This is a genomic window from Streptomyces sp. NBC_00271 (assembly GCF_036178845.1).
GTDB lineage: Bacteria > Actinomycetota > Actinomycetes > Streptomycetales > Streptomycetaceae > Streptomyces.
The window spans coordinates 1,005,080-1,026,344 of sequence record NZ_CP108070.1 but is presented as its reverse complement, the minus strand read 5'-3'; the positions used below and the strand labels follow the sequence as shown (position 1 = coordinate 1,026,344).

General features: G+C 69.7%; 13 protein-coding genes and 3 pseudogenes. 10 read left to right on the top strand and 6 right to left on the bottom strand.

What is annotated here, in order from left to right:
- Positions 1 to 517 precede the first annotated feature (517 nt).
- Entirely contained in the window at positions 518 to 1,963 is a 1,446-nt protein-coding gene (locus OG798_RS05085; RefSeq protein ID WP_095856853.1) for a glyceraldehyde-3-phosphate dehydrogenase, read from the top strand.
- 102 nt (positions 1,964 to 2,065) lie between these two features.
- Here OG798_RS05085 and OG798_RS05080 read toward each other — a convergent pair.
- A pseudogene (locus OG798_RS05080) lies at positions 2,066 to 2,476 on the bottom strand (sugar phosphate isomerase/epimerase family protein); the annotation flags it as partial.
- Positions 2,477 to 2,776: 300 nt separating this feature from the next.
- On the opposite strand from OG798_RS05080, the gene OG798_RS05075 reads away from it, so the two are divergent.
- The 7 genes and pseudogenes from OG798_RS05075 to OG798_RS05045 form a co-directional block, all read left to right on the top strand.
- The gene (locus OG798_RS05075) at positions 2,777 to 2,977 is read left to right on the top strand and encodes a DUF6229 family protein (RefSeq protein ID WP_095858363.1); all 201 of its coding nucleotides are present in this window, start codon (positions 2,777 to 2,779) and stop codon (positions 2,975 to 2,977) included.
- A gap of 362 nt (positions 2,978 to 3,339) precedes the next feature.
- Complete coding sequence (locus OG798_RS05070) at positions 3,340 to 6,216, top strand: type 2 lanthipeptide synthetase LanM family protein (RefSeq protein WP_328756419.1); 2,877 nt, start codon at positions 3,340 to 3,342, stop codon at positions 6,214 to 6,216.
- A gap of 335 nt (positions 6,217 to 6,551) precedes the next feature.
- Positions 6,552 to 7,691, top strand: coding sequence for a PP2C family protein-serine/threonine phosphatase (locus OG798_RS05065; protein ID WP_267060514.1), 1,140 nt, complete (start codon positions 6,552 to 6,554; stop codon positions 7,689 to 7,691).
- A gap of 48 nt (positions 7,692 to 7,739) precedes the next feature.
- Positions 7,740 to 7,955 (top strand): annotated as a pseudogene (locus OG798_RS05060) (Na+/H+ antiporter); the annotation flags it as partial.
- Between the two features lie 76 nt (positions 7,956 to 8,031).
- Positions 8,032 to 9,270 (top strand): Na+/H+ antiporter, encoded by a 1,239-nt coding sequence (locus OG798_RS05055; protein WP_328756418.1) that lies wholly within the window; start codon positions 8,032 to 8,034, stop codon positions 9,268 to 9,270.
- Positions 9,271 to 9,586: 316 nt separating this feature from the next.
- On the top strand, positions 9,587 to 11,071 hold the full coding sequence (locus tag OG798_RS05050) for an alpha/beta hydrolase (RefSeq protein ID WP_328756417.1): 1,485 nt from the start codon (positions 9,587 to 9,589) through the stop codon (positions 11,069 to 11,071).
- A gap of 166 nt (positions 11,072 to 11,237) precedes the next feature.
- Positions 11,238 to 11,649: pseudogene (locus tag OG798_RS05045) on the top strand (IS5/IS1182 family transposase); the annotation flags it as partial.
- Positions 11,650 to 11,663: 14 nt separating this feature from the next.
- Here OG798_RS05045 and OG798_RS05040 read toward each other — a convergent pair.
- Positions 11,664 to 12,860, bottom strand: a complete 1,197-nt coding sequence (locus OG798_RS05040; protein WP_267060511.1) for an IS110 family transposase — start codon at positions 12,858 to 12,860, stop codon at positions 11,664 to 11,666.
- Positions 12,861 to 13,217: 357 nt separating this feature from the next.
- On the opposite strand from OG798_RS05040, the gene OG798_RS05035 reads away from it, so the two are divergent.
- On the top strand, positions 13,218 to 14,090 hold the full coding sequence (locus OG798_RS05035) for a PhzF family phenazine biosynthesis protein (RefSeq protein ID WP_328759984.1): 873 nt from the start codon (positions 13,218 to 13,220) through the stop codon (positions 14,088 to 14,090).
- Positions 14,091 to 14,231: 141 nt separating this feature from the next.
- Here the strand turns inward: OG798_RS05035 and OG798_RS05030 are convergent, their stop codons facing one another.
- From OG798_RS05030 to OG798_RS05020, 3 genes are all read right to left on the bottom strand, one after another.
- Positions 14,232 to 14,804: a dihydrofolate reductase family protein gene (locus OG798_RS05030; RefSeq protein WP_121417588.1), complete on the bottom strand. Its 573-nt coding sequence runs from the start codon at positions 14,802 to 14,804 to the stop codon at positions 14,232 to 14,234.
- Between the two features lie 204 nt (positions 14,805 to 15,008).
- A complete protein-coding gene (locus OG798_RS05025; protein ID WP_267060508.1) occupies positions 15,009 to 15,239 on the bottom strand; it encodes a hypothetical protein in 231 nt (76 codons plus the stop codon).
- A 445-nt stretch (positions 15,240 to 15,684) separates the two neighbouring features.
- Positions 15,685 to 17,451, bottom strand: coding sequence for a glycoside hydrolase family 76 protein (locus OG798_RS05020; protein WP_328759983.1), 1,767 nt, complete (start codon positions 17,449 to 17,451; stop codon positions 15,685 to 15,687).
- A gap of 488 nt (positions 17,452 to 17,939) precedes the next feature.
- Here OG798_RS05020 and OG798_RS05015 point away from each other — a divergent pair, with 488 nt between their 5' ends.
- The gene (locus OG798_RS05015; protein ID WP_328756412.1) at positions 17,940 to 20,759 is read left to right on the top strand and encodes an alpha-L-rhamnosidase-related protein; all 2,820 of its coding nucleotides are present in this window, start codon (positions 17,940 to 17,942) and stop codon (positions 20,757 to 20,759) included.
- A gap of 59 nt (positions 20,760 to 20,818) precedes the next feature.
- Here the strand turns inward: OG798_RS05015 and OG798_RS05010 are convergent, their stop codons facing one another.
- Positions 20,819 to 21,154, bottom strand: coding sequence for a hypothetical protein (locus tag OG798_RS05010; RefSeq protein ID WP_121417590.1), 336 nt, complete (start codon positions 21,152 to 21,154; stop codon positions 20,819 to 20,821).
- Positions 21,155 to 21,265 lie beyond the last annotated feature (111 nt).

Genomic DNA, 21,265 nt, shown 5'->3' with positions numbered 1-21,265 from the left:
GGACCGGCATCAGCCCACGTCAGGGCAGACAGAAGCACCTCCAGCGCGCGCGATGGCATTTACCACGCCCCCGGCGCGCACCGAAGGTGCGCTGGACCGCTGACCTGAACCCGTGTCGAAGGGGCGCCCCGGCGGCGTGTCAGAAGCCGTGCGGCGTGGGTTCACGGAGGCGGCGGAGGTCGAAGACGGATTCCGGGGAGGTGGACGCCAGGACAGCAATCTCGTGACGGTCCGGGCAGTTGGGCAGCGCGCGCCCCATGTCAAGCGAAACAGTCACCGGTGGCTGTCGGAACCGCGTGAAAGGGGCGCATTCGTGCCCTCGAAGTGGGCATTCATCGCGCGAGGTGGACCGGCCATGAGGGCGCGCTCGCACGCCGGTCGCCGGGACCCGCGCCACCGGCGCGGGAGCGTACGAGCGTCTCAGCTGCGCGTTCCTCTTGATCAGGTGGCCCCGCTCGAACGATCAAAACGGCGTCGGGCTACCATCTGAGCGCCACCTAGCTCGAAAGATGAATCTGTGACTGTCAATGACGACTCGTTCACCAACTGGAACAACCGCGAGGAGATCGCGGAGTCGATGATCCCGATCATCGGGAAGCTGCACCGGGAGCGGGACGTCACGGTCCTGCTGCACAGCCGTTCCCTGGTGAACAAGTCAGTGGTGAGCATCCTCAAGACCCACCGGTTCGCCCGGCAGATCGCCGGCGAGGAACTCTCGGTCATCCAGACGCTGCCGTTCCTGCAGGCTCTCACCACGCTCGATCTCGGCCCGTCGCAGATCGACATCGGCATGCTCGCCGCGACCTACAAGTCCGACGACCGTGGTCTGTCGGTGGCGGAGTTCACCGCCGAGGCCGTGGCCGGCGCCACGGGCGACAACAAGATCGAGCGCCAGGAGCCGCGCGACGTCGTCCTCTACGGGTTCGGCCGCATCGGCCGCCTCGTCGCCCGCCTGCTCATCGAGAAGGCCGGCTCCGGCAACGGCCTGCGGCTGCGTGCCGTCGTCGTCCGCAAGGGTGCCGGCCAGGACATCGTCAAGCGCGCCTCGCTGCTGCGGCGTGACTCCATTCACGGCCAGTTCCGGGGCACGATCACCGTCGACGAGGCGAACAGCAAGATCGTCGCCAACGGCAACGAGATCAAGGTGATCTACTCCGACGACCCGCTGTCGGTGGACTACACGGAGTACGGCATCAAGGACGCCATCCTCATCGACAACACCGGCAGGTGGCGTGACCGCGAGGGCCTGTCCCAGCACCTTCGCCCCGGCATCGCCAAGGTCGTCCTGACCGCGCCGGGCAAGGGCGACGTTCCCAACATCGTCCACGGCGTCAACCACGACACGATCAAGCCGGACGAGCAGATCATGTCCTGCGCCTCCTGCACCACCAACGCGATCGTCCCGCCGCTGAAGGCGATGGCGGACGAGTACGGCGTTCTGCGTGGCCATGTGGAGACCGTCCACTCGTTCACCAACGACCAGAACCTGCTGGACAACTACCACAACTCCGACCGCCGCGGTCGTTCGGCGCCGCTCAACATGGTCATCACCGAGACCGGTGCCGCCTCCGCCGTCGCGAAGGCGCTGCCCGACCTCAAGGCGAAGATCACCGGCAGCTCCATCCGCGTCCCGGTACCGGACGTGTCGATCGCCATCCTCAACCTGCAACTCGCCCGCGAGACCACGCGCGAGGAAGTCCTCGACCACCTCCGCGATGTCTCGCTGACCTCGCCGCTCAAGCGCCAGATCGACTTCATCAGCGCCCCCGACGCGGTCTCGAGCGACTTCATCGGCTCGCGTCACGCCTCGATCGTCGACGCCGGCGCGACCAAGGTCGAAGGTGACAACGCGATCCTCTACCTCTGGTACGACAACGAGTTCGGCTACTCCTGCCAGGTCGTCCGCGTCGTCCAGCACGTCTCCGGAGTGGAGTACCCGACCTACCCGGCCCCGGCGGTCTGATCGCGGCAGCCTCTCCCTGTCGGCGTTCAGTTGCCCTCCGCTCCCACCGTGCCCCGGCGGTCTTCCGACCGCCGGGGCACGGTGGGTCGCTCGCGTTACGCGGGAGAGCTCCTTGCCGATGCGGTCCAGCATGAACGCGGAGGATTCCTTGTCACGTTCCTCCCAGGCGAAGACGCACGCGGTGGCGACGCCGTCGAAGTTCAGTTCCCGGAGTGTGCCGAAGAAGGCGTCCCAGTCCACCTCGCCCGGCCGATGTCGAGGTGTTGGTGGATGCGGGCCGGGGTGCCCGGCGGGTTGAGGATGTAGTACGGAGGAGAGCTGAACACTGTGCCTGCGCAGTGAGTTCTTCAAGTCGGCCACACGCTCGTCGTCCACCCGTGGGTGCAGGAAGAACGGCATGAAGTCGTCGCGCGGGGACAACTCGATGTATTGATAGCCGAGTTCGGCGACCGTGCGGACCATCTCATCGAGCGGCAGGGCGCGGAACATGTAGGGGCCGAGGGCGATCTTCATGCGGCGCCTCCGTACAGGGCGGGGCGTCAACAGGTTTGTCAGGACGTTCCGACATGTGTCGGTGCCCGGATACGGCGACGGGCAGCCCAGGCCGGAGCTGGGAGTCGGAGGCTCGGCGTCCGCTGCGCCCGCCCGGTCGGCGCTCGGCCGTGCGACCGTCCCACCCGTCCCGTAGAAGGCGGCAGGGCGCATGAACACCACATGGCTTTGGCCAGATTGGACGTCTGACGGGTGTTCGAACCCGGCGATACTCAGGGCTGGGCAATCCGCCCCAATCCACGCATCCACCGGAGGTCTCTCATGCCCCAGACCAGCGTTGCCACCACTGCCGTGCTCGATGCCTGGCTGGCGGGCGCCGAGAGCGCGTACGGCCAGACCAACCCCGCCGGGCCCCTCTACGTCGGCGGCGCCGCCGCCGAGGCCGCGCTCACCGACCCGAGCGACTCCCTCTACGGCTTCTGTTCCAGCCCGAGTGGGTCGCACGGCAGCTGGTGTTGCTGACCGCCTGCGGTGACTCCAGGGCCCTTTGCGGAGGGCCTGCCCGCTGAGTGCCCTCTCCAGGGCGCGCCTATCGACCGTATCGCCTGCGGAGTACGCCTCTTCGGGGGCTCCCCTGCGGAGTGCGGTTCATAAAGCCGGAGCGTGGGAAACCGCGCGCCAAGCCACGACGCGTCCGCACCCGGGAACGCGCCGCAGCCTGCCGAGTTGGTTGCCGCCCGCCCCGCGCGCGTCGGGGACGCGGGGGTTTCCGGCTCGGCCGGTTGCTGCCGGGTGCGGACGGGTCCGGGCTGGTCGCACAGTTGCCCGCGCTCCCTCGGAACGACCGCAAGAAGCGAGTTCACGGCGGAATGGGAGGGTGGACGGTGAGCGGATCGGCGCCGGAAAGATCGGAAAGGCCGGAGAAGTCGGGGGAGCCGGGGAGGCGGGACGAGGCGGAATGGTTCGCCGGACCCGTTCGGACCATCGCCCGCCCTTGGCGGGAAGAGCTGGCCCGGCGGCTGGCCTCCATTGACGCCCTGAGCCGGGAAGAACAGGAAGCGGTACTGGCAGCCGGCCACACCGCCCTGCTCAGGTCCCTGCACGCGAAACTGTCCCGCCTGTTCCTGATCGAACTGCACGCGCTGCGCATGACAGCGGGCGGCGGACGCCACGCCGAGAACGCGGGGACGGGGGCGGGATCCGACACGCAGACGTGGACCGCGTTCCTGGAGCAGGCCGGGGAGGAGCGCTATCTCGACCGGCTGGCCGGCCGATACCCGAACGTCGGCCCGCGGATCGCGTCGGTGGCGCGGCTGTCGGTGGCGGCGACGGCCGGGTTCGCGGAACGGCTCGCCGCGGACCGCGAAGTGCTGCGGCCGCTGCTGGGGGGACCCGCGGGGGAGATGCGAGCCGTCACGTTCGGGGCGGGCGACACCCACCGGGGCGGCCTGACGGTCAGTCGGGTCGACTTCGCCGGCGGGAGCGTCATGTACAAGCCCCGGCCGTCCGAATCCGACGTGGCGCTGGGCGCGCTGCTGGACGAGCTCTACGCGGACTTCCCCGGCGCGCCGTCGCCCGACGAGCGCATCCGGGTGCCGCGGACACAAGCACGCGAGGGCTACGGCTGGGCCGAGTTCGTCCGCCACCGCTACTGCACGGGCGAGGCCGAACTCGCCGCGTTCTACCGGAACGTAGGGCACTGGCTGGCCGTCCTCCGCTTCACCGGCGGCACCGACATGCACGCGGAGAACATGATCGCCGCGGGTCCGGTGCCCGTGATCGTGGACGCCGAGACGCTCTTCGACGCCCCCGCGCCCTTCCCGCCCAGCGGCCGCGGCGACGCGGTGGACGTGGCCGCGGCGGCCATCCGCCGCACGGTCCTGCGTACCGGACTGCTGCCCGTACGCGGCACCGGCTTCGCGCTCGGCGGGGTCGACATCTCCGGAGTCGGGTCGCTGCCCGGCCAGCAGCCGCTGATCCCGAACCCGGTGATCGCGGACGCCGGCACCGCGGCGGCCCGATTCCAGGTGGACCTGGTGGCGATGCCCACCGCGGGCAACCACCCCAGCCCCACTCCCGTGCTGAGCGCGTACTGGGACCGGATTCTGGCCGGCTTCCGCGAGATGACCGCGCACCTGCGTCGGCCCGGGACCGAACCGCACCGGCTGCTGCGCCGGTTCGAAGGCGCCCAGGCGCGGCGGATCCTGCGGCCGACGCAGGCGTACGTCGACATCGGCCGGATGCTCTGGCACCCCGCGTCGTTGCACGACGAGGCGGCGGCGGTCGAACGGGCCCGGGACATCCTGCGGCGCAACGCCGAGGTGCTGCCCGGTGCGCCGACCGAGCGTGCGGCCATCGACGGCGAGATCGCGGACCTGTTGGCCGGTGACGTGCCGATGTTCACCTTCACCGTGGACTCGGCCGCCGTACGGACCACCGTGGAGGACTGGCGCACCGCCGACCTGGCGCTGGAGGAGGCGGTGATCCAGGACGCGCTGGTCGGCGCGTACCTCAACGAGCGTTCGCTGCCCACGCGGACGCAGGCCGCCGCCCGCGACCCGCACGCCCGGGACCGCGAGCGCCGCCGCCGCGACCTGGCCGCGCAGATGGTACGGCGGCTGTGCGACGGGGCGGTGCGGGGTGAGGACGGTACGGTCACCTGGATCAGCCCCGTCTTCACCCCCGCGGGGTGGTCGATCAGGGTGCTGCCCGCCGACCTCTACACCGGGCAGGGCGGGGTGGCGCTGACACTCGCGGAGTACGTGACCGAGGTGCGGGCCGGGCGGGCGGAGGAGGTGCCGGGCGTCGCCGAGATGTTCGAGGGGGCGCTGCGGGTCCTGGTCGGCACCGAGGACCGGACACCGACGCCGTCACCCGGGGCGTTCAGCGGTGCCGCGTCGCAGGTGTGGACGTGGCTGGCGCTGCACCGGGTGCTCGGTGAGGACTGGCTGCTGGAGCGGGCCGCCTCGAGGGCCCTGCTGCTCGCGGAGGGCCGACTGGTCGAGGACGACGTCGAGGTGGACCTCCTCAACGGGGCGGCAGGCGCGGTCGTTCCCCTGCTCAACCTGGCCGCGGCGACCGGGCAGGACCGCTGGCTCGGCGCCGCCGCGCACATCGGCCGCCGACTGACCGGGCTGGCCACCCGCGACGCGAGCGGCGCCCGCTGGACGACCCGGCTCAACCCCGAGGGCATCGGCGGCTTCGCCCACGGCGCCACCGGCATCGGCTGGGCGCTGACCCGGCTCGCGCTCGGCGACGCGGGCTCCGCGGTCGAACGGCGCGACTGGATCCACCTCGCCGAGCGGGCCTTCGCCTATCAGGAGTCCCTCTACCAGCCCGAGCACGGCAACTGGCTCGACGTCCGCATCGGCGCCGAGGAGGACTTCTTCACCAGCTGGTGCCACGGCAGCGCGGGAGTGGGCATCGGCATGCTCGACCTCCACCGGCGCACGGGCGATCCCACCCACCTCGACATGGCCCGTCGGGCCGCACATGCCTGCGCCGCCGAGGGCTTCGGCTGGAGCCATACCCTGTGCCACGGCGACCTCGGCCTCTGGGAATTCCTCACGTCCATGGACTTCGGCGACCCCTCCGACCTCGATGCCGAAATCCTCACCGGCCTCGAGCAACGCGGTCCGGTCGGCGGCCTGGCCCGCGAGGCGTTCTCGCCCAGCCTCATGTCCGGCCTCTCAGGAGTACTCCACACCCTCCTGCGCATGCACCCCGAGGCCACCCTGCCGAATCCCCTCCTCCTCGACTGATCCGACCTCGCGCGTGGTCGCGGAGGTGGTCGCGTTCCGTGTCCGACCGGGCGGCCACCGTGGTGAACGCGACGCCGGACGGGCAGCGTGAGCCCCCGGGTCGCATGCGGTGGGCGGCCGGGCGGCAGCCCTGCCGACCCCGCGCCGGCGCCGGCGCGGGGTCGGTCCCGTCGACGCGTGGTCCGGCGCGTGCGGGACGCGCTCGGCAGTTTTACCTGCGCATTGCCGAGAGTTCTTGGCTGCGCTCGCAAGCTGTCCTGGGGCGGTGCACTGTGGAACATGTGGGGATCTGGAATCGCTTTGCCGGCTTCGGCCCGGGGCCGTCGAAGCATGTAATGCTGGCGATCCCCGTCCTGTTCATCGTGATGATCACGGTCGTCGACATCGTTGCCCCGGCCGACATCCACCTGGGCCCGCTGCTGGTGATCGCGCCGGCGATCACCGCATCCTTCGCCGGTCCCCGGCTGACCGGGGCGATCGGCGTCCTGGCGCTCGCGGCCCTGGCAGGCATCGCCCTGCACGACGGCATCCTCTTCTCGCGCAACGTCGTCGTGCAGATGGTCGCCCTCGCCGTACTGAGCCTTCTGATCGTGGGCTACTCCGTGGTGCGCGAGCGACACGGACGGGAACTGGCCCAGGTGAGATCGGTCGCCGAGGCCGCACAGCACGTACTGCTGTGGCCGCTGCCCAGCGGGATCGGCCCCCTGCGTACGGCGTCGGTATATCTGGCCGCCGAGGACGAGGCCGAGATCGGTGGAGACCTGTACGCCGTCACGCGTACCGACGACGCCACGCGCGTGCTCATCGGAGATGTCCGAGGCAAGGGCTTGGCGGCCATCGGAGAGGCCGCCCTGCTGCTCGGCGCGTTCCGCGAAGCCTCCCATCAGCACGCCGGCCTCACCGCGCTGACGGACGCGCTGGAACGGAGCGTCGGCCGCTACCACGGCGAATTCACCCCGCCGGAGGACGAGGCCGGGGCCGAGGAGCGCTTCGTCACCGCCCTGTTGCTGGAGGTCCCCGACGATGCCGCCATCGTCAGGATGACCAGCTGCGGGCACCCCGCGCCCCTGCTCCTCAGCCCGGAACACTCCGTCACCACCCTGAGGCTGCACCCCGCGCCCCCGCTGGGAGTCGGCGCCCTGGGCCCATCGCCGCGCACGCTGGACGTGTTCACCTTCGAAGCCGGGGAAACCCTCCTGCTCTACACCGACGGTGTCATCGAAGCGCGCAATCAGCGCGGTGACTTCTATCCGTTCGCCGAACGAGCCGCCCAGTGGACCGAGTGCGGCCCCGAACCGCTTCTGCGTCACATCCGGCGTGACCTCCTCGCCCACGTCGGCGGACGCCTCGGCGACGACGCCGCACTCATCGCCCTTCGCCGGACGCCCACCCACTCCGGCCACCACCTCGCAAGGCTCATCCACGCCGAACCCTCCAGAGGGTGGGTGCGGGACTCCCAGGAACGCAGCTCCTGAGAAAGTCGTGGCCTGGTTACCCGTGCGTCGCGGCGCGACCGTGGAGCCATGAACACGAACGGCACCGGCGTGGAAAGCCTGGAACTGATCGTTGTCGTCGCCGTCGGTGTACTGGCGATGGGCTGGCTGTCGCGACGTACGGGCCTGAGTGAACCGCTGCTGCTGCTCGGCGCGGGCTGCCTCGCAGGACTGACACCGCCCTTCGCCGGGTTCGCGCTGTCCCCCGAGGTCGTCCTGTTCCTCTTTCTTCCCGCCCTGCTGTATTGGGAGGCACTGACCTCCTCGGTGCGCGAGATCCGCAACAACTTCCGCAGCATCGCCCTACAGGCTCACCGGGCTGGTGCTGGCCACCGCGGTCGCCGTCGCCGCCGTGGCCAAGGCCATGCCACGCCGCATCCTGACCGTGCTGCGCGCCGAAAGCCTGCTGAACGACGGTACCGCTCTGGTCCTGCTGGCCGTGACCATCGAGGTCGTCACCGACGAGCGACCCTTCTCCTGGTCCGGTACGGCGCTCGCCTTCGTCGAGTCCTACGTCGGCGGAATCGTGATCGGTGTCGCGATCGCACTGCTCCTGATCCCGGTCAGGCGCCGACTGCCCGCGCCCCTGCTCCACAGCGCGCTGAGTGTCGCCACCCCCTTCCTCGCCTACCTGCCCGCCGAACTCCTGCACGTGTCCGGCGTCCTCGCCGTTGTCACCTGCGGCCTTGTGACCACCCGGTTCGGCCCTCGCGTCATCGGTTCCGACGCCCGGATCCAGGCCATCGCCTTCTGGGAAGTGGCCAGTTACCTGCTCAACGGCGCGTTGTTCATCCTCGTCGGTATCCAACTACCCGCCACGGTGAGGGCATTGACCTCGGTCTCCCTGGCGCAGGCGGCGATCGCCGCCTGCGCCGTGAGCGTCGCTGTGTTCGGGACACGGCTGCTGTGGTTCTACTCGGTCCCTTATCTGGTCAGGTTCCTGGACCGGCGTCCTCAGCAGCGGGACCGCCGTATCACCGCCCCTCAGCGCCTGCCGTTGGCGTGGGCGGGGATGCGCGGAGCCATCTCGCTGGCCGCGGCGCTGACCGTGCCCGCCGTGACCGCCGAGGGACATGTCGTCGAGCAACGCGACGCCGTCGTGTTCATCACGGCCGTCGTCATCGTCGTCACCCTTACGTTCCTCGGTCCGACGCTGCCGACCGTGGTCCGCCGGGCCCGCTTCCCCGAGGACGAGGTCAAGACCGCGGAACTCACTCTCTCTCGCTGCCATATGAGCAGCGCCGCCCTGCGCGCCCTACCGGAGTTGGCGCAGCGGTTCGGGGTCCCTGAGGCGGCCACCCTCCGCATGGCCCAGGACATCGAGGACCGAATGGCCCCCGCTCCCGGCTCCACGCGATGCCGCGAGAGTGTGCGGCGCCTCGAACTCGCCCTGCTTCAGGTCAAGCGGGACACGCTCAGGGACCTGCGCGACACCGGCCGCATCGACGACATCGTCCTCCGCACCGTTCAGGAAGTGCTCGATGTGGAGGAGGTCCGCCTGGGGAGAAAGGCGCATGACGCAGCGGCGGAGGCTTCCCAGGACGACCCCGCGCGCTCCTAGGGCGCGTATCGAGTCGTGATCAATGGGTGGTCCGGGTGAGGACTTTGATCCAGATCGTCGAGGCGCGTAGGAGTGGGCCGAGGCCGGCGTCGGCGTCGTGGCCGACGGGCCGACCGGGACTGCGACGGAGCCTGCCCCTGACCCAACCCTGACCGTTTTCCGCCCTGCGCCCCGATCGCCCCTGAGCGGACCCCGACCCGACCCGGAGAAGCCCCTGACAGGTGCACCACATGGGCAACAGTGCGCCTAACGTGACGACGGTGCCCCGGCCGGGTCCGCATGCCTGACACAACCGCTCTCTTCACGAGGAGGATCCATGTCGTTCAGGGGCAGATCCGCACTGCGGCGCATCGCCGCGCGGGGCACGGCCATGGCCGCGGGAGCCGCCACGGCCGTCATCACCGGTCTCGCCGCCGCTCCCGTGGTCCACGCGTCGCCGTCTGCCACCGAAGCCCTGCGGTGGGCACCGTGTGACGACCCGGCGAAGCCGGGAGCCGAGTGCGCCACTCTTTCGGTGCCGGTCGACTGGGCCCACCCGGACGGGCCGAGACTCGACCTGGCCGTGGCCCGCCGCAAGGCCACCGACCCCGGCGCACGCGTCGGCTCGATGGTGTTCGGCCCCGGCGGGCCGGGCGACTCGGGTGTGGAGATGGTGGTGCGCCGCATCAGCCGGTTCAGCCCCGAGGTCCGCCGCAGGTTCGACATCGTCAGCTTCGACCCGCGCGGCGTGGGCGGCAGCAACCCGGTGACCTGCTCCGGCGAGCTGCTTGCCAAGCGGCCGTCACCGGAGCTGGAGAGCCAGGCGGACTTCGACGCCACCATGGCGTACAACAGGCAGCTCCGTGCCGACTGCCGGGCCCGTACCGGCCCAGTGTTCGACCACCTTGACACCGCCCAGACGGTCCGGGACCTGGACGCTCTCCGGGCCGCCCTCGGCGAGCGGAAACTGACCTTCCACGGCAGCTCGTACGGCACGCTGCTCGGCGCGCAGTACGCCGAGACCTACCCGCGCCGGGTACGCGCGATCGTGCTGGAGAGCGTCATGGACCACAGCGTCCCGACCACCCGTGACTTCCTGCAGTCCGAGGCGGCCACGGCAGAGGATTCATTCCAGGAGTTCGTGAAGTGGTGCGACGGCGCCGCGGACTGCGCGCTGCACGGCCGCGACGTACGCGCCCTCTGGCAGGGCCTGTTGGCTCAGGCCGGGCGCGGCGAGTTGGAGGACCCGGCGAAGCCGGGCACCTCGCTGTCGTCTTCGGACCTGGTCAACAAGATCGCGTTCCGGAAGTTCTACGAGGCCGACTACGCGGGCCTGGCCACGGCGATCGCGGGGATGGACGCGAGCAAGCCGCTGCCCGCGTCGCCCACCTCGACAGCGCCGCTGCATCCGGCCACCCCGGTCTTCTGCTCGGACTGGCACCTGCCGGTGCGCGACTACCAGGAATATGCCTCGCTCGTCGCCATGATGAACATGACCGCGCCCGACCTGCCTTACCTGCTGCCGATCCACATGGCAGCGGCATGTCTGGGCGCGCCGACCGTCAACCCGCAGCACCGCCTGGACGCACACGGTGCCCCGCCGATCCTGGTGTCCAACGCGCTGCACGACCCCGCCACCGGCTACCCGTGGGCGGTCTCGGTGGCCCGGCAGCTCGGCCGCAGCGGCGTGCTCCTCACCTACGAGGGCCAGGGGCACGGCAGCGTCACCAGCGGCCCGTGCATGGAGGACGCCGTGGACAGCTACCTCACCGACCTGGCAGTCCCACCACGGGGCACCAGCTGCCCCACCGTGCCGTCCTGACAGCTTGCCGATCCGGATCCGCCTGGAAGGCGGATCCGGTAGGAAGACGATCGCGACGCGCAGGCGCTTCCGGGTCTGGCGGAACGCCGGTGTCTTCACCGCCCTGTTGGAGGGCCTGATCGCCGAAGCCGCCTGCCAAGGCAAGACGGACTTAGAGGTTGCGCCCCTCCTGCGACTCTTGCGATTCGGCTTCTCCTACGAAGCAACGCCGACACGGCCTGCTCGGCCAGCACGATCCGCAACCGGCGCGACGAGTGGATGCGACTTGGCGTCTTCGCGCGGCTCCAGCACATCGCGCTCAAGTCCTATGACAACGTCGTCGTCTCGTGCTGGATCGTATCGCCGTCGACGGTCCCATCACCAAGGCCCTCGGCGGCAGCGAGGTTGCCGGACGATCCCCGGTCGACCGGGGCAGACAAGGCCTGAAGCGCTTCGGCATGACCGATGGGTACGGCATCCCCATCGGCCGTGTCCTCGCCCGGGCGAACTGTCATGAATCTCCGCTGCCGGCCCCCACGTTGGACCGCCCGGACGAGCTCGGGCCGCTGCCCGACGACATCACGGTGCACCTGGATGCTTCCCAATCTGGAAGTCAAGCGGCATGAGTGACTGGTGGTGTGACGGTGTAACACCGTCGGTCACGAATCAGAGCCCAGATCACATTGACGCGTCGGCGTGCGAGAGCGAGCACGGCCTGGACATGGTGTTTGCCCTCGGCTCTCTTGCGGTCGTAGAAGCGGCGGGAGTTGGGATCCCAGCGGATGCTGACCATGGCGGACTGGAAGAAGACGCGTTGCAGCCGTCGGTGATACCGCCGGGGGCGGTGGTGGTTGTCGCTGACCTGGCCGGAGTCCTTGGGTGCGGGTGCCACCCCGGCGAAGGTCGCGAGTCGGTCAGCGGTGAGGAAGGCATCCAAGCTGCCGCCGGTCGCGGCGAGGAACTCGGCTCCGAGGATCGGCCCGATGCCAGGCATCGACGTGATCACCTCGGCGAGTTCGTGTTCGCGAAACCGACCCTCGATGAGCTTGTCGGTCTCGGCGATCTTCTCGTTGAGGGTCATCACCTCCTTCGCCAGAGTGTGGACCATCTTCGCGATGGCCTTCTCCCCGGTCACGGCGGTGTGCTGACGGTCGGCGGCTTCCAGCGCTTTGGCCGCGACGGCCTCGGGGGTGCGAACCTTGCGGTTGCGCAGCCACATCGCAAGGCGTCGCTTGCCTGCCCGGCGGATCGCCGCGGGTGTCTGATAGCCCATGAGCAGGACCAGAGCACCGGTAGTGCCCATGTCGAAGGCGCGTTCCAGGGCCGGGAACATGCTGGTGAGCAGGGACTTTAGCCGGTTCACGGTCCGGGTCCGGTCGGCAACCAGGTCGGAGCGGTGCTCGGTCAGCAGCCGCAGCTCGATGGCGGCCTCGTCGCCAGGGCGGATCGGTTGCAGATCGCGACGCATGCGGGCCTGATCCGCGATCACCCTCGCATCACGGGCATCGGTCTTCCCCACACCTCGGTAGCTGTCGGTGGCCCGGTTGACCGCGATGCCAGGGATGTAGACGAGTTCCTGTCCGTGGTTGAGCAGCAGCTCGATCAACAGGGCAGGTTCACCGCCCGTCATGTCCATCGCCCAGGTCGCCCGGTCTCCACCGACGATGTCCAGGACATCAGCGATCAGTTTCAGCAGCTCGGGTTCGTCGTTGGCCACCCGGCGCGACAGCAGCGTGTCGCCATCAGCATTCATGACCAGGCAGTGGTGGTGGCTCTTGCCGCAGTCGGTCCCCGCCCATATCCGGCTCATCGTGCTCCATCAGGTCGTACTTGCAGTGCGTACCACGGACGACCTCGCCGGCAAGGCTCTACACAGCGACACATTCGCACTTCCCAATCGGCGGCCGAGTCGTCGTGGGGAGGCAGGCGGCCAAGCATCGAAGGCCACGAACGGCAGCCGGCTACAAGCCACACCCGCCTCCCCTGGTGTCCCCACCCTACGAACGGGAGGACCAACCGGTTGAAAGGTAGAGCCGGCTACGACTCGAACAAGACCCGCGCCCTGCTCGAAGAACGAGGTCTGCACGGCCGGCCCGCCGCAGGCGCCCACCTCCGCCTCCACCCGCGTCCGGGAACAGCCACGGCCCCGCCCCGCGTTGCCACGAGCATGACGACGAATACGCCGCCCGAGGTGCTGCGATACACCGCCTTCTCCAGCGACCCCGACGGCGGAAACCCCGCCGGTGTCGTTCTGGACGCCACCGCCCTGGACGACAGCGACATGCTGGCCATCGCCGCCGACCTCGGATACTCGGAGTCCGCGTTCCTGACCGCGCCCCCGGGGGGCCTCGACGGCCAGGAGGGGCGGGCGTACAGCATCCGTTACTTCAGCCCCAAGGCCGAGGTGCCGTTCTGCGGGCACGCCACCGTCGCGACCGCCGTCGCGCTCGCCGAGCGGATAGGCCCCGGGGAACTGGTCTTCGCGACGCGCGCCGGCACCGTGCCGGTGGAAGTGGCCGAGGAGGGCGGGAAACTCCGGGCCACACTCACCAGTGTCGAGCCGCACATCGAGGAGATCGCCGCCGCCGACCTCACGGAGGCGCTCGCCGCGCTCGGCTGGCCGACCGCCGATCTAGACCCCGCCTTCCCGCCTCGGATCGCCTTCGCCGGTGCCCGCCATCTCGTTCTCGCGGCGGCGATGCGCGCCCGCCTCGCAGATCTCGCCTACGACTTCGCGCGCCTCGAAGCCCTGATGCACCGCTTGGACCTGACCACAGTCCAGCTGGTGTGGCGGGAGTCGGCCACCGTCTTCCATGTCCGTGACCCCTTCCCCGTCGGCGGCGTCGTCGAGGACCCGGCGACCGGCGCCGCGGCCGCCGCGTTCGGTGCTTACGCCCGTGATCTCGGCCTGGTCCCCGAGGACGCCGTCCTCACCCTGCACCAGGGCGCGGACCTGGGCCGCCCCGGCGAGCTCACCGTGACGCTGCGCGCGGGAGACACGCGCGTCCGTGTCACAGGCGCAGGAGCTCGCATCAGCTGAAGCACAGCCATGATGGCAGTGCAGGCACAGGCCTTCCCGATGGTCACAGAGCGTCGCAATTCCGTGATCGCTAGGCCTGTGCCTCTTCTGCTCCTGGGGTGCTCCATCGCGTCCCGCGCCGTGGAAAGCCCCGGGGCTTGATCAGCGGACGACGTCGAGGACGTTCATCTGCAGGCCGTTGGAGTACACGGCGTGCTCGACGAGCTTGAGCTTCTGGGTGTCCTTGTCGGTGGCGGGGAACAGGCGCTTGCCCGCACCGAGCAGCAGCGGGTAGACGAGCAGGTGGTAACGGTCGATCAGGCCGGCGTCGGCGAGGCTGTGGTTCAGGGCGACGCTGCCGTGGACGATGATCGGGCCTCCGTCGGTCTCCTTGAGAGCGGCGACCTCGTCGAGAGAGCGCAGGATGGTGGTCTCGCCCCAGTTCGAGACGAGCTTGCCCTCAGTGAGGGTGGTGGAGACGACGTACTTCGGCATGGTCTTGTAGTGGGCGAACTCATTCATGTCCGGCCACACCGGGCTGAACGCCTCGTAACTGGTCCGGCCCATCAGGACGGCGGTGGACTCCTGCTGTTCCCGCCCCTTGATGTCGAACGCCTCGGGGACGAACTCGACGTCCTTGAAGGTCCATCCGGAGTTGCGGTAGCCGGGTTCGCCGCCCGGGCCCTCCATGACGCCGTCGAGCGAGATGAAGGCGGAGCTGATCAGGGTACGCATGCTGGTCTCCTTAGGGGTTTCTGGTGTGCGGTTTTCGATTGCTCGCCGTCGCTTCGACCACGTTCGAGGCGGCGACCTCCTGGTGGGGATTCCTTGCGGGCCGCCCCGGAGGGAGGCTGGTGCGGCGCCGTCGCTATCCGATGCGGTCCCTGCCGGGCCGGGGCGCCGGCCGCGCGGACGGGCGTCCGGACGCGCCTGCGGATGTCAGCCGGGAAGCCCCGTCAGCGGCGCGGGCCTCGATGTGCTCGTCGTCCGACCGGACCACGTCTCCGTCCAGTCGGTCCAGCGGCGGACGGTCCGCCGTCTCGGCATGCGCCCCAGCTCCTTCAGGTGGTCGTTGACCTTCTGTCGGGGCAGCCCCGGGCGGGCGGTCGGCATGACGGCCGAGCCGGGCTCGGCCGTGGCGGGTTCTTGGATCACAGCTACGTCCAGCACCGCTCCAGAATCTCTCCGACAAAAAAAATTGTCAAGGAGAGAAGAGTTGTCGGTGAGTGGATTGGCGGCGGGCAGGGCAGCCCCGGGAATCCGTCGGACAGTGGGAAACGGCCCGGGATCCCAGTGGCGGGCAGGTCGCCAACGCCCGCTGTCCGCACGTCTCACGAAGCCGATCTCATGATCACTGTGATCTACGGGCGAGGTCCTCGGCCGTAGCCGGGGCTGTTCGACGAGGCGCCGGAGGAACTCGTCGCGTCGTGGAGGGCCGAGCGCGCCCGCCGAGGCGCGGCCGGCAGCTCCTTACGGCTCTGCTCGGCCGTCGGTCGGGTCGCGTCCGGCGAACGAAACCAGGCCCCCCTGTGCCCAGGTGTACGGCACTCACCTTGCGCGCCGACTCGCACGCAGGCCGGGGATCCGCGTGCGAGCCGGCTCCCGGAACCGGTCGTCAGCCCGCGGCGGCGGTGAGCGCTTCGAGGGCGCCGGCCTGGGTACGCCAGTCGGTCTGGTTGGGGCTGGTACCGGCCCAGCGTTCGCCGAGGGCGCTGAGGGAGCTACGGTCCCGCGCCCACAGCGTGTCGGCCTGCTTCTGGACGTAACTCTGGTAGGTGCCGGACCCGGTGGCCTTCGCGAGGTCGGCGAAGTTCCGCATGAAGATGCCCTTGAACTGCTTCTGGTTGTCGTCGCAGGACGCCGAACCGACGTCGCAGGACTCGGTGAGCACTCCGCCGGAGGTCAGCGTCGGGCTGCTGATCGCGGCGTCGGCCAGGGTGCGCGCGGTGGTCAGCAGCGAGCTGTCCCCGGTCGTCTTCCACAGTTCGGTGAAGCCGCCGATGGCCAGTCCCTGGTTGTAACTCCACACGGTGGAGCCGTTGTTGGCGCAGGCGGAGGTCAGCCCGTCGTTCACCAGACCGGAGGAGTTGATCACCCCGCTGGACCGGTACCAGGCGGCGGATGTCTTGGCCCGCTGAAGCCACACGGTGTCGCCCGGGATGCGCTGGTGCAGCGCCGTGGTCAGCCAGAGGTACTGCCCGTTCGTCACGGCGTTCTTGTAGGTGCGCTCGCGGTCCCACCACACGCCACCCCCGCAGGTGCCGGGGTCCCAGTACTGCTGGACGTAGTTGGCGATGGTGACCGCCTCGTTCAGATAGCGGGAGTCACCGGTGTAGTCGTACGCGTCGATCCAGGCGATGGCCCACCAGCCCGAGTCGTCGATGGAACGGCTGATGAAGTCGCCCTCGATCGCGTCCGAACTGCGCACACCGGCCGCGAAGGTGCCCTTGTTCTGGTCGAAGGTGCGCGCGATGACCCAGTCGTAGTCGTGCCTGCCGGTGGCCCGGGAGGAGTCGACGAGCGCGGTGAGGGTGGCGGCGGAGTTCCACCAACTGCTCGGCCACCAGCCGTTGTAGGGGTCGTACGAGGACATCAGCGCGTCGGCCGCCGCGCGTGTCCTGGTCGGCACGGGCCTGACCCACGTGGTGCAACTGCCCTCGTTGTGGCTCGCCTCCCGGCCGCAGGCGCGGACGGCGCCGCCGTAGAGGAGCCCACGCGGATCGCGGGTGGCGTACATCGCGGTACGGGTCCCGGTGGCCCCGGACGGGGTGCTGGTGCGGCCGAGTGAGGAGCCGTCCGGCCAGGTCGAGCCGCCGTCCCACGAACGGTCGAGCCAGATCTCGTCGCCGGCGCCACCGGTGTCGATGCTCGCCCAGGCCATGGAGTTCATCTGGTCGACGTGCAGCCGGATCGTGCGGCCGTAGAGGGTGGTCGACGGCACCGGCTGGTCGTCGCCGGCCGCCTTGCCCGCGTCGGTGCCGTCGCAGAGCGTGTCGCAGACCGTGGGGTAGGCCCAGTTCGTACAGCCGACCCCTGCGGCGTCGCCGCAGGCCCGCACGAGCCCGCGCCGGTGGTTGCGAGGATCGGTGATGTTGTACATCAGCGTCCTGGTACCGGTCCAGGTCCCCGGGATGCTCGCCTTGCCGAGCAGTCCTTCCCAGGTGACGCCGCCGTCCCAGGAGCGGTCCAGCCACACCGAGTCGCCGGTCACGCCGTTGTCGATGCTGGCCCAGGCCATGTCGTCCGCGTCGGAGACGTGCAGTTCGAGGCGACGGCCGTTGAGGTCCTTGTTCGGCACCGGGAAGCTCTCCTGCCGGGCCTGTGAGGGGTCCAGCGTGTCACAGGTCAGTACGCACACCTGGGTCGCGGCGGACGCGGGCATCGCGACCGGGACCAGTGCCACGAACGCGAGAGCGGCCGTCAGCAGGAAGCTGAGAAGCCGTGGTCTGACAACGATGTCGGAGTGGGGTGAGGGCACCGGAACTCGCCTCGATTTCAGGGTGTGGGGACGCCGGTTGGGTCTCACTGAGCCGGGCGGGGGGCGGGCGCTGGTCCATACCTGTCCGGGAGGCAGTGAACCGGCTTGGTGGGGTGCCGTCAATGTCTCCAACGGGAGTGATTCCAGGGGTGGTTCACACCAGCCGTGACGGGTTGACACCTCGTTGTGGGGCGCACATCATCGGTGGAACTTCGGCGAGGCGCCTCGCACACTCACTGCTTCATGAGTCCCAGACCGTCGTCGGCGATCGATTTGAATCGATTCAAGCACCTCGTTCCCGCATCCAGACCCGGGAGGTACCTATGCGCCGCCGCCGCCCCTTGCTGATTCGAACGCCCGGTCCAGAGCGCCTACTTGGCCTTGCCGCAGCGGTGGCCGCCGCACTGCTCATGGCTCCCGCGCCGGCCACGTCGGCGGCAACCTCGTCGACCGCGGCAGGTGTCGGCAAGGCGACCCTTGACGCCCTGAACTACTCGCCGACCTCGCGCACCCTCAAGCCGACCGCGATCTACCGAACTTCCGGCAGTATCGCGAACCCGCAGAACGTCCTCAGCGGGCAGCCGACGCGGATCTCCGGCTCGCAGTCGGCCGTCACCCTCGACTTCGGCAAAGAGGTCGGTGGTGTGACAACGTTGTCCTTCGGCAGTACCAGCAGTAGCGGCCAGCGCGTCGGCCTGGCCTTCAGCGAGTCGTCCCTGTACGTGGGCAACAACAGCGACCGCAGCAGCGGCCGCGACGGCGAGGACGGGGCGCTCTACGCCACGGCCTCCGCCAACGGCACCTACACGGTGCCCACCGCTCAACAGCGGGGCGGCTTCCGCTACTTGACGGTCTTCCTCGACACCTCGGGTTGGGTGGATCTCAAGGGCGTCAGCCTCAACTTCACCGCGGCTCCGGGCAAGGCCAACCCGGCCGACTACGCCAACTACTTCTCCTCCAGCGACGACCTTCTCAACCGCATCTGGTACGCCGGGGCGTACACCGTGCAGCTCAACACGATCGCCTCCAACCAGGGCCGCGCCTGGCCCCCGCCGTCCTCGGCGTGGGACAACGGCGCCACCGTCGGCGTGGGTGACTCCGTCCTGGTCGACGGCGCCAAGCGCGACCGTACGGTATGGCCCGGCGACATGGGTATCGCCGTACCCACGCAGTACGCGTACTCCAACGACCTCGTCTCGACCCGCAACGCGCTCACCACGATGTACAACGCGCAGTCGGCGGAAGGCGAAATCCCCTGGTCGGGGCCGCCGTTCAACCTCACCGGCTCGGACACCTACCACACCTGGACGCTGCTGGGGACGTCGACGTACTACACCTACTCGGCCGACCGGGCGTGGCTGGACTCCGAATGGGCCGACTACAAGCGCGGGATGGCCTTCATCACCAACAAGATCGACGGCAACAACCTGCTCAACGTGACCCGCACCCAGGACTGGGCCCGGGTCGGCCAAGGCGGCGAGAACGTCTCCGCCAACGCGCTGCTATACGCCGCGCTCAAGGGCGGCGCCACCCTGGCCACGGTCGAGGGCGACAGCGCGCTCGCCGCGAGCTGGAACGGCAAGGCGGCCGCCATCAAATCCGCGGCCAACTCCCTGCTGTGGGACACCGCGAAGGGCATGTACAAGGACAACCCGACCAGTGGCCTGTACCCGCAGGACGGCAACTCGCTCGCCGTCTGGTACGGGTTGACCGACTCCGCGGCCAAGTCGAAGAGTGTCATCGCGGGGCTCGGGAAGAACTGGGGCATCTACGGCCCCGCCACCCCCGAGTGGGGCGGCAACGTGTCGCCCTTCGCCGGCGGCATGGAGCTCAACGCCCGCTTCACCGCCAATGACGACTACACCGCCCTGGACCAGATCCGCCGCACCTGGGGCCACATGCTGACCAGCGACATCGGCACCAAGAGCACCTTCTGGGAGGGCATCAAGGCCGACGGCGGTCTCGCCTACGGCGGTTCGTTCATGAGCCTGGCCCACGGCTGGTCCACCGCGCCCACCTCCACGCTCACCTTCGACGTGCTCGGCACCGCACCCGAGTCCGCGACCGGCACGTACCGCTTCGTCCCGCACCCCGGCGACCTGACCAGCGCCGAGGGCCGCATCACCATGCCCCAGGGCGCCGTCAACGCCTCCTGGTCCCGCGACCCCGCCGCCGGCACGTACTCGGCGCACCTCACCAGCCCGGCCGGCACCACCGGCCGCATCGGCGTCCCGAAGTTCGGCGGCGGCAACATCTCGGTGTCCGTGAACGGCACCGTCGTCTGGAGCAACGGCACCTTCACACCCACCTCGGGAATCACCGGCGCGAGCCAGGACGACACCTACGTCTACCTCACCGGCGTCGCCCCGGGCGGCTACACCGTGGCCGCCACCGGACTGGGCAATCCGACGCCGCCCGCCGATCCCGTTACCGGCATGCTGCGGCCGGGCTTCACCCGGTGCGCGGGCGAGGGCGGCACCTGCACCTTCAGCGGCACCCGCTCGGTCGCCTACGGGGCTGGGACCTACACATACAAAACAGTGACCGGCAGCACCGCCTGCACCAACGACTCCTTCGGTGGCGACCCGGCGTCGAATCTCGTCAAGTCCTGCTACGTCGCCGACGCGGGCGGCCCGCCCGGATACACCGTCTGCGCGGCCGAGGGCGGCACCTGCGCCGTGCCCGGGTACAACCGTGACGTGGTCTACGGCGCCAACGGCAACTTCGCCCACCAGGTCACCAACGGCTCCGTCGCCTGCACCAACGCCCACTTCGGCGATCCCATCGACGGAGTGGCCAAGTCCTGCTACGTGGCGCCCGCGGGAGGACCGCCCGGTGGCTGGACCAAGTGTGCGGACCAGAACGGCACCTGCCCGGCCGCCGCGGGGCAGCCGGTGACATACGGCGCCTTCGGCGCGTTCACGACGATCACGGCCACCGGTGACACCCCGTGCACCGACGCCACGTTCGGCGACCCGATTCCCGGCGAGTCGAAGGCCTGCTACACCGCCACCGGCGGCCCGGTCGGCTACGCCGCCTCCTGCTCCGCCGAAGGCGGCACGTGCGCCTTCAGCGGACAGCAGACCGTCGCCTACGGCGCCCGGGGCCGTTTCCTCTACAAGGCGTTCACCGGTGGCACCGGCTGTACGACGGCGGCGTTCGGCACCGATCCGCTGCCGGGCGTGAGCAAGACCTGCTACCTCACCTCCTGAGCAGCGCAACGCCTCCGGCAGCCTCCGTTCCCCGCGTGTCAGGGGGTGGCCCATCCGGATCACTCCGGATGGGCCACTGCGTCCTTCTGCAGCTGCACCGCCGCCAGCAGGCTCAGTTTCGGTTCCGCCTGGCGCAGCGCCCGCACCGCCGCGACCGAGGTGATGTCCCCGGTGAAGCCGACGTCGGCCAGCCGGGAGCGGACCCAGCGGGCACGCAGCTCGATCTCGGTGGCGGAGGCGGTGGACTCGACGAGCGCGGCAGCGCGTTCCAGACCGAGGCGCTCTTCCGGCGAGGCCTCGGCCAGTGCCTGGCGCAGGGTCGCCGCGACCACGTCCGCGTCCCGGATGGCCAGCACGAAGTTGTTCTTCTTGCTCAGTCCCGTGATTCCTGTCATGGGGATCAGCCTGACTGCCATGTGCTCTGCGCGCCAAGCGACTTGAGGAGGCTCAGAGGCTCGGCCACTCGCCGTCGGCCTGCGCGGTCGCCCTGGCCTTTCGTCCTCGGG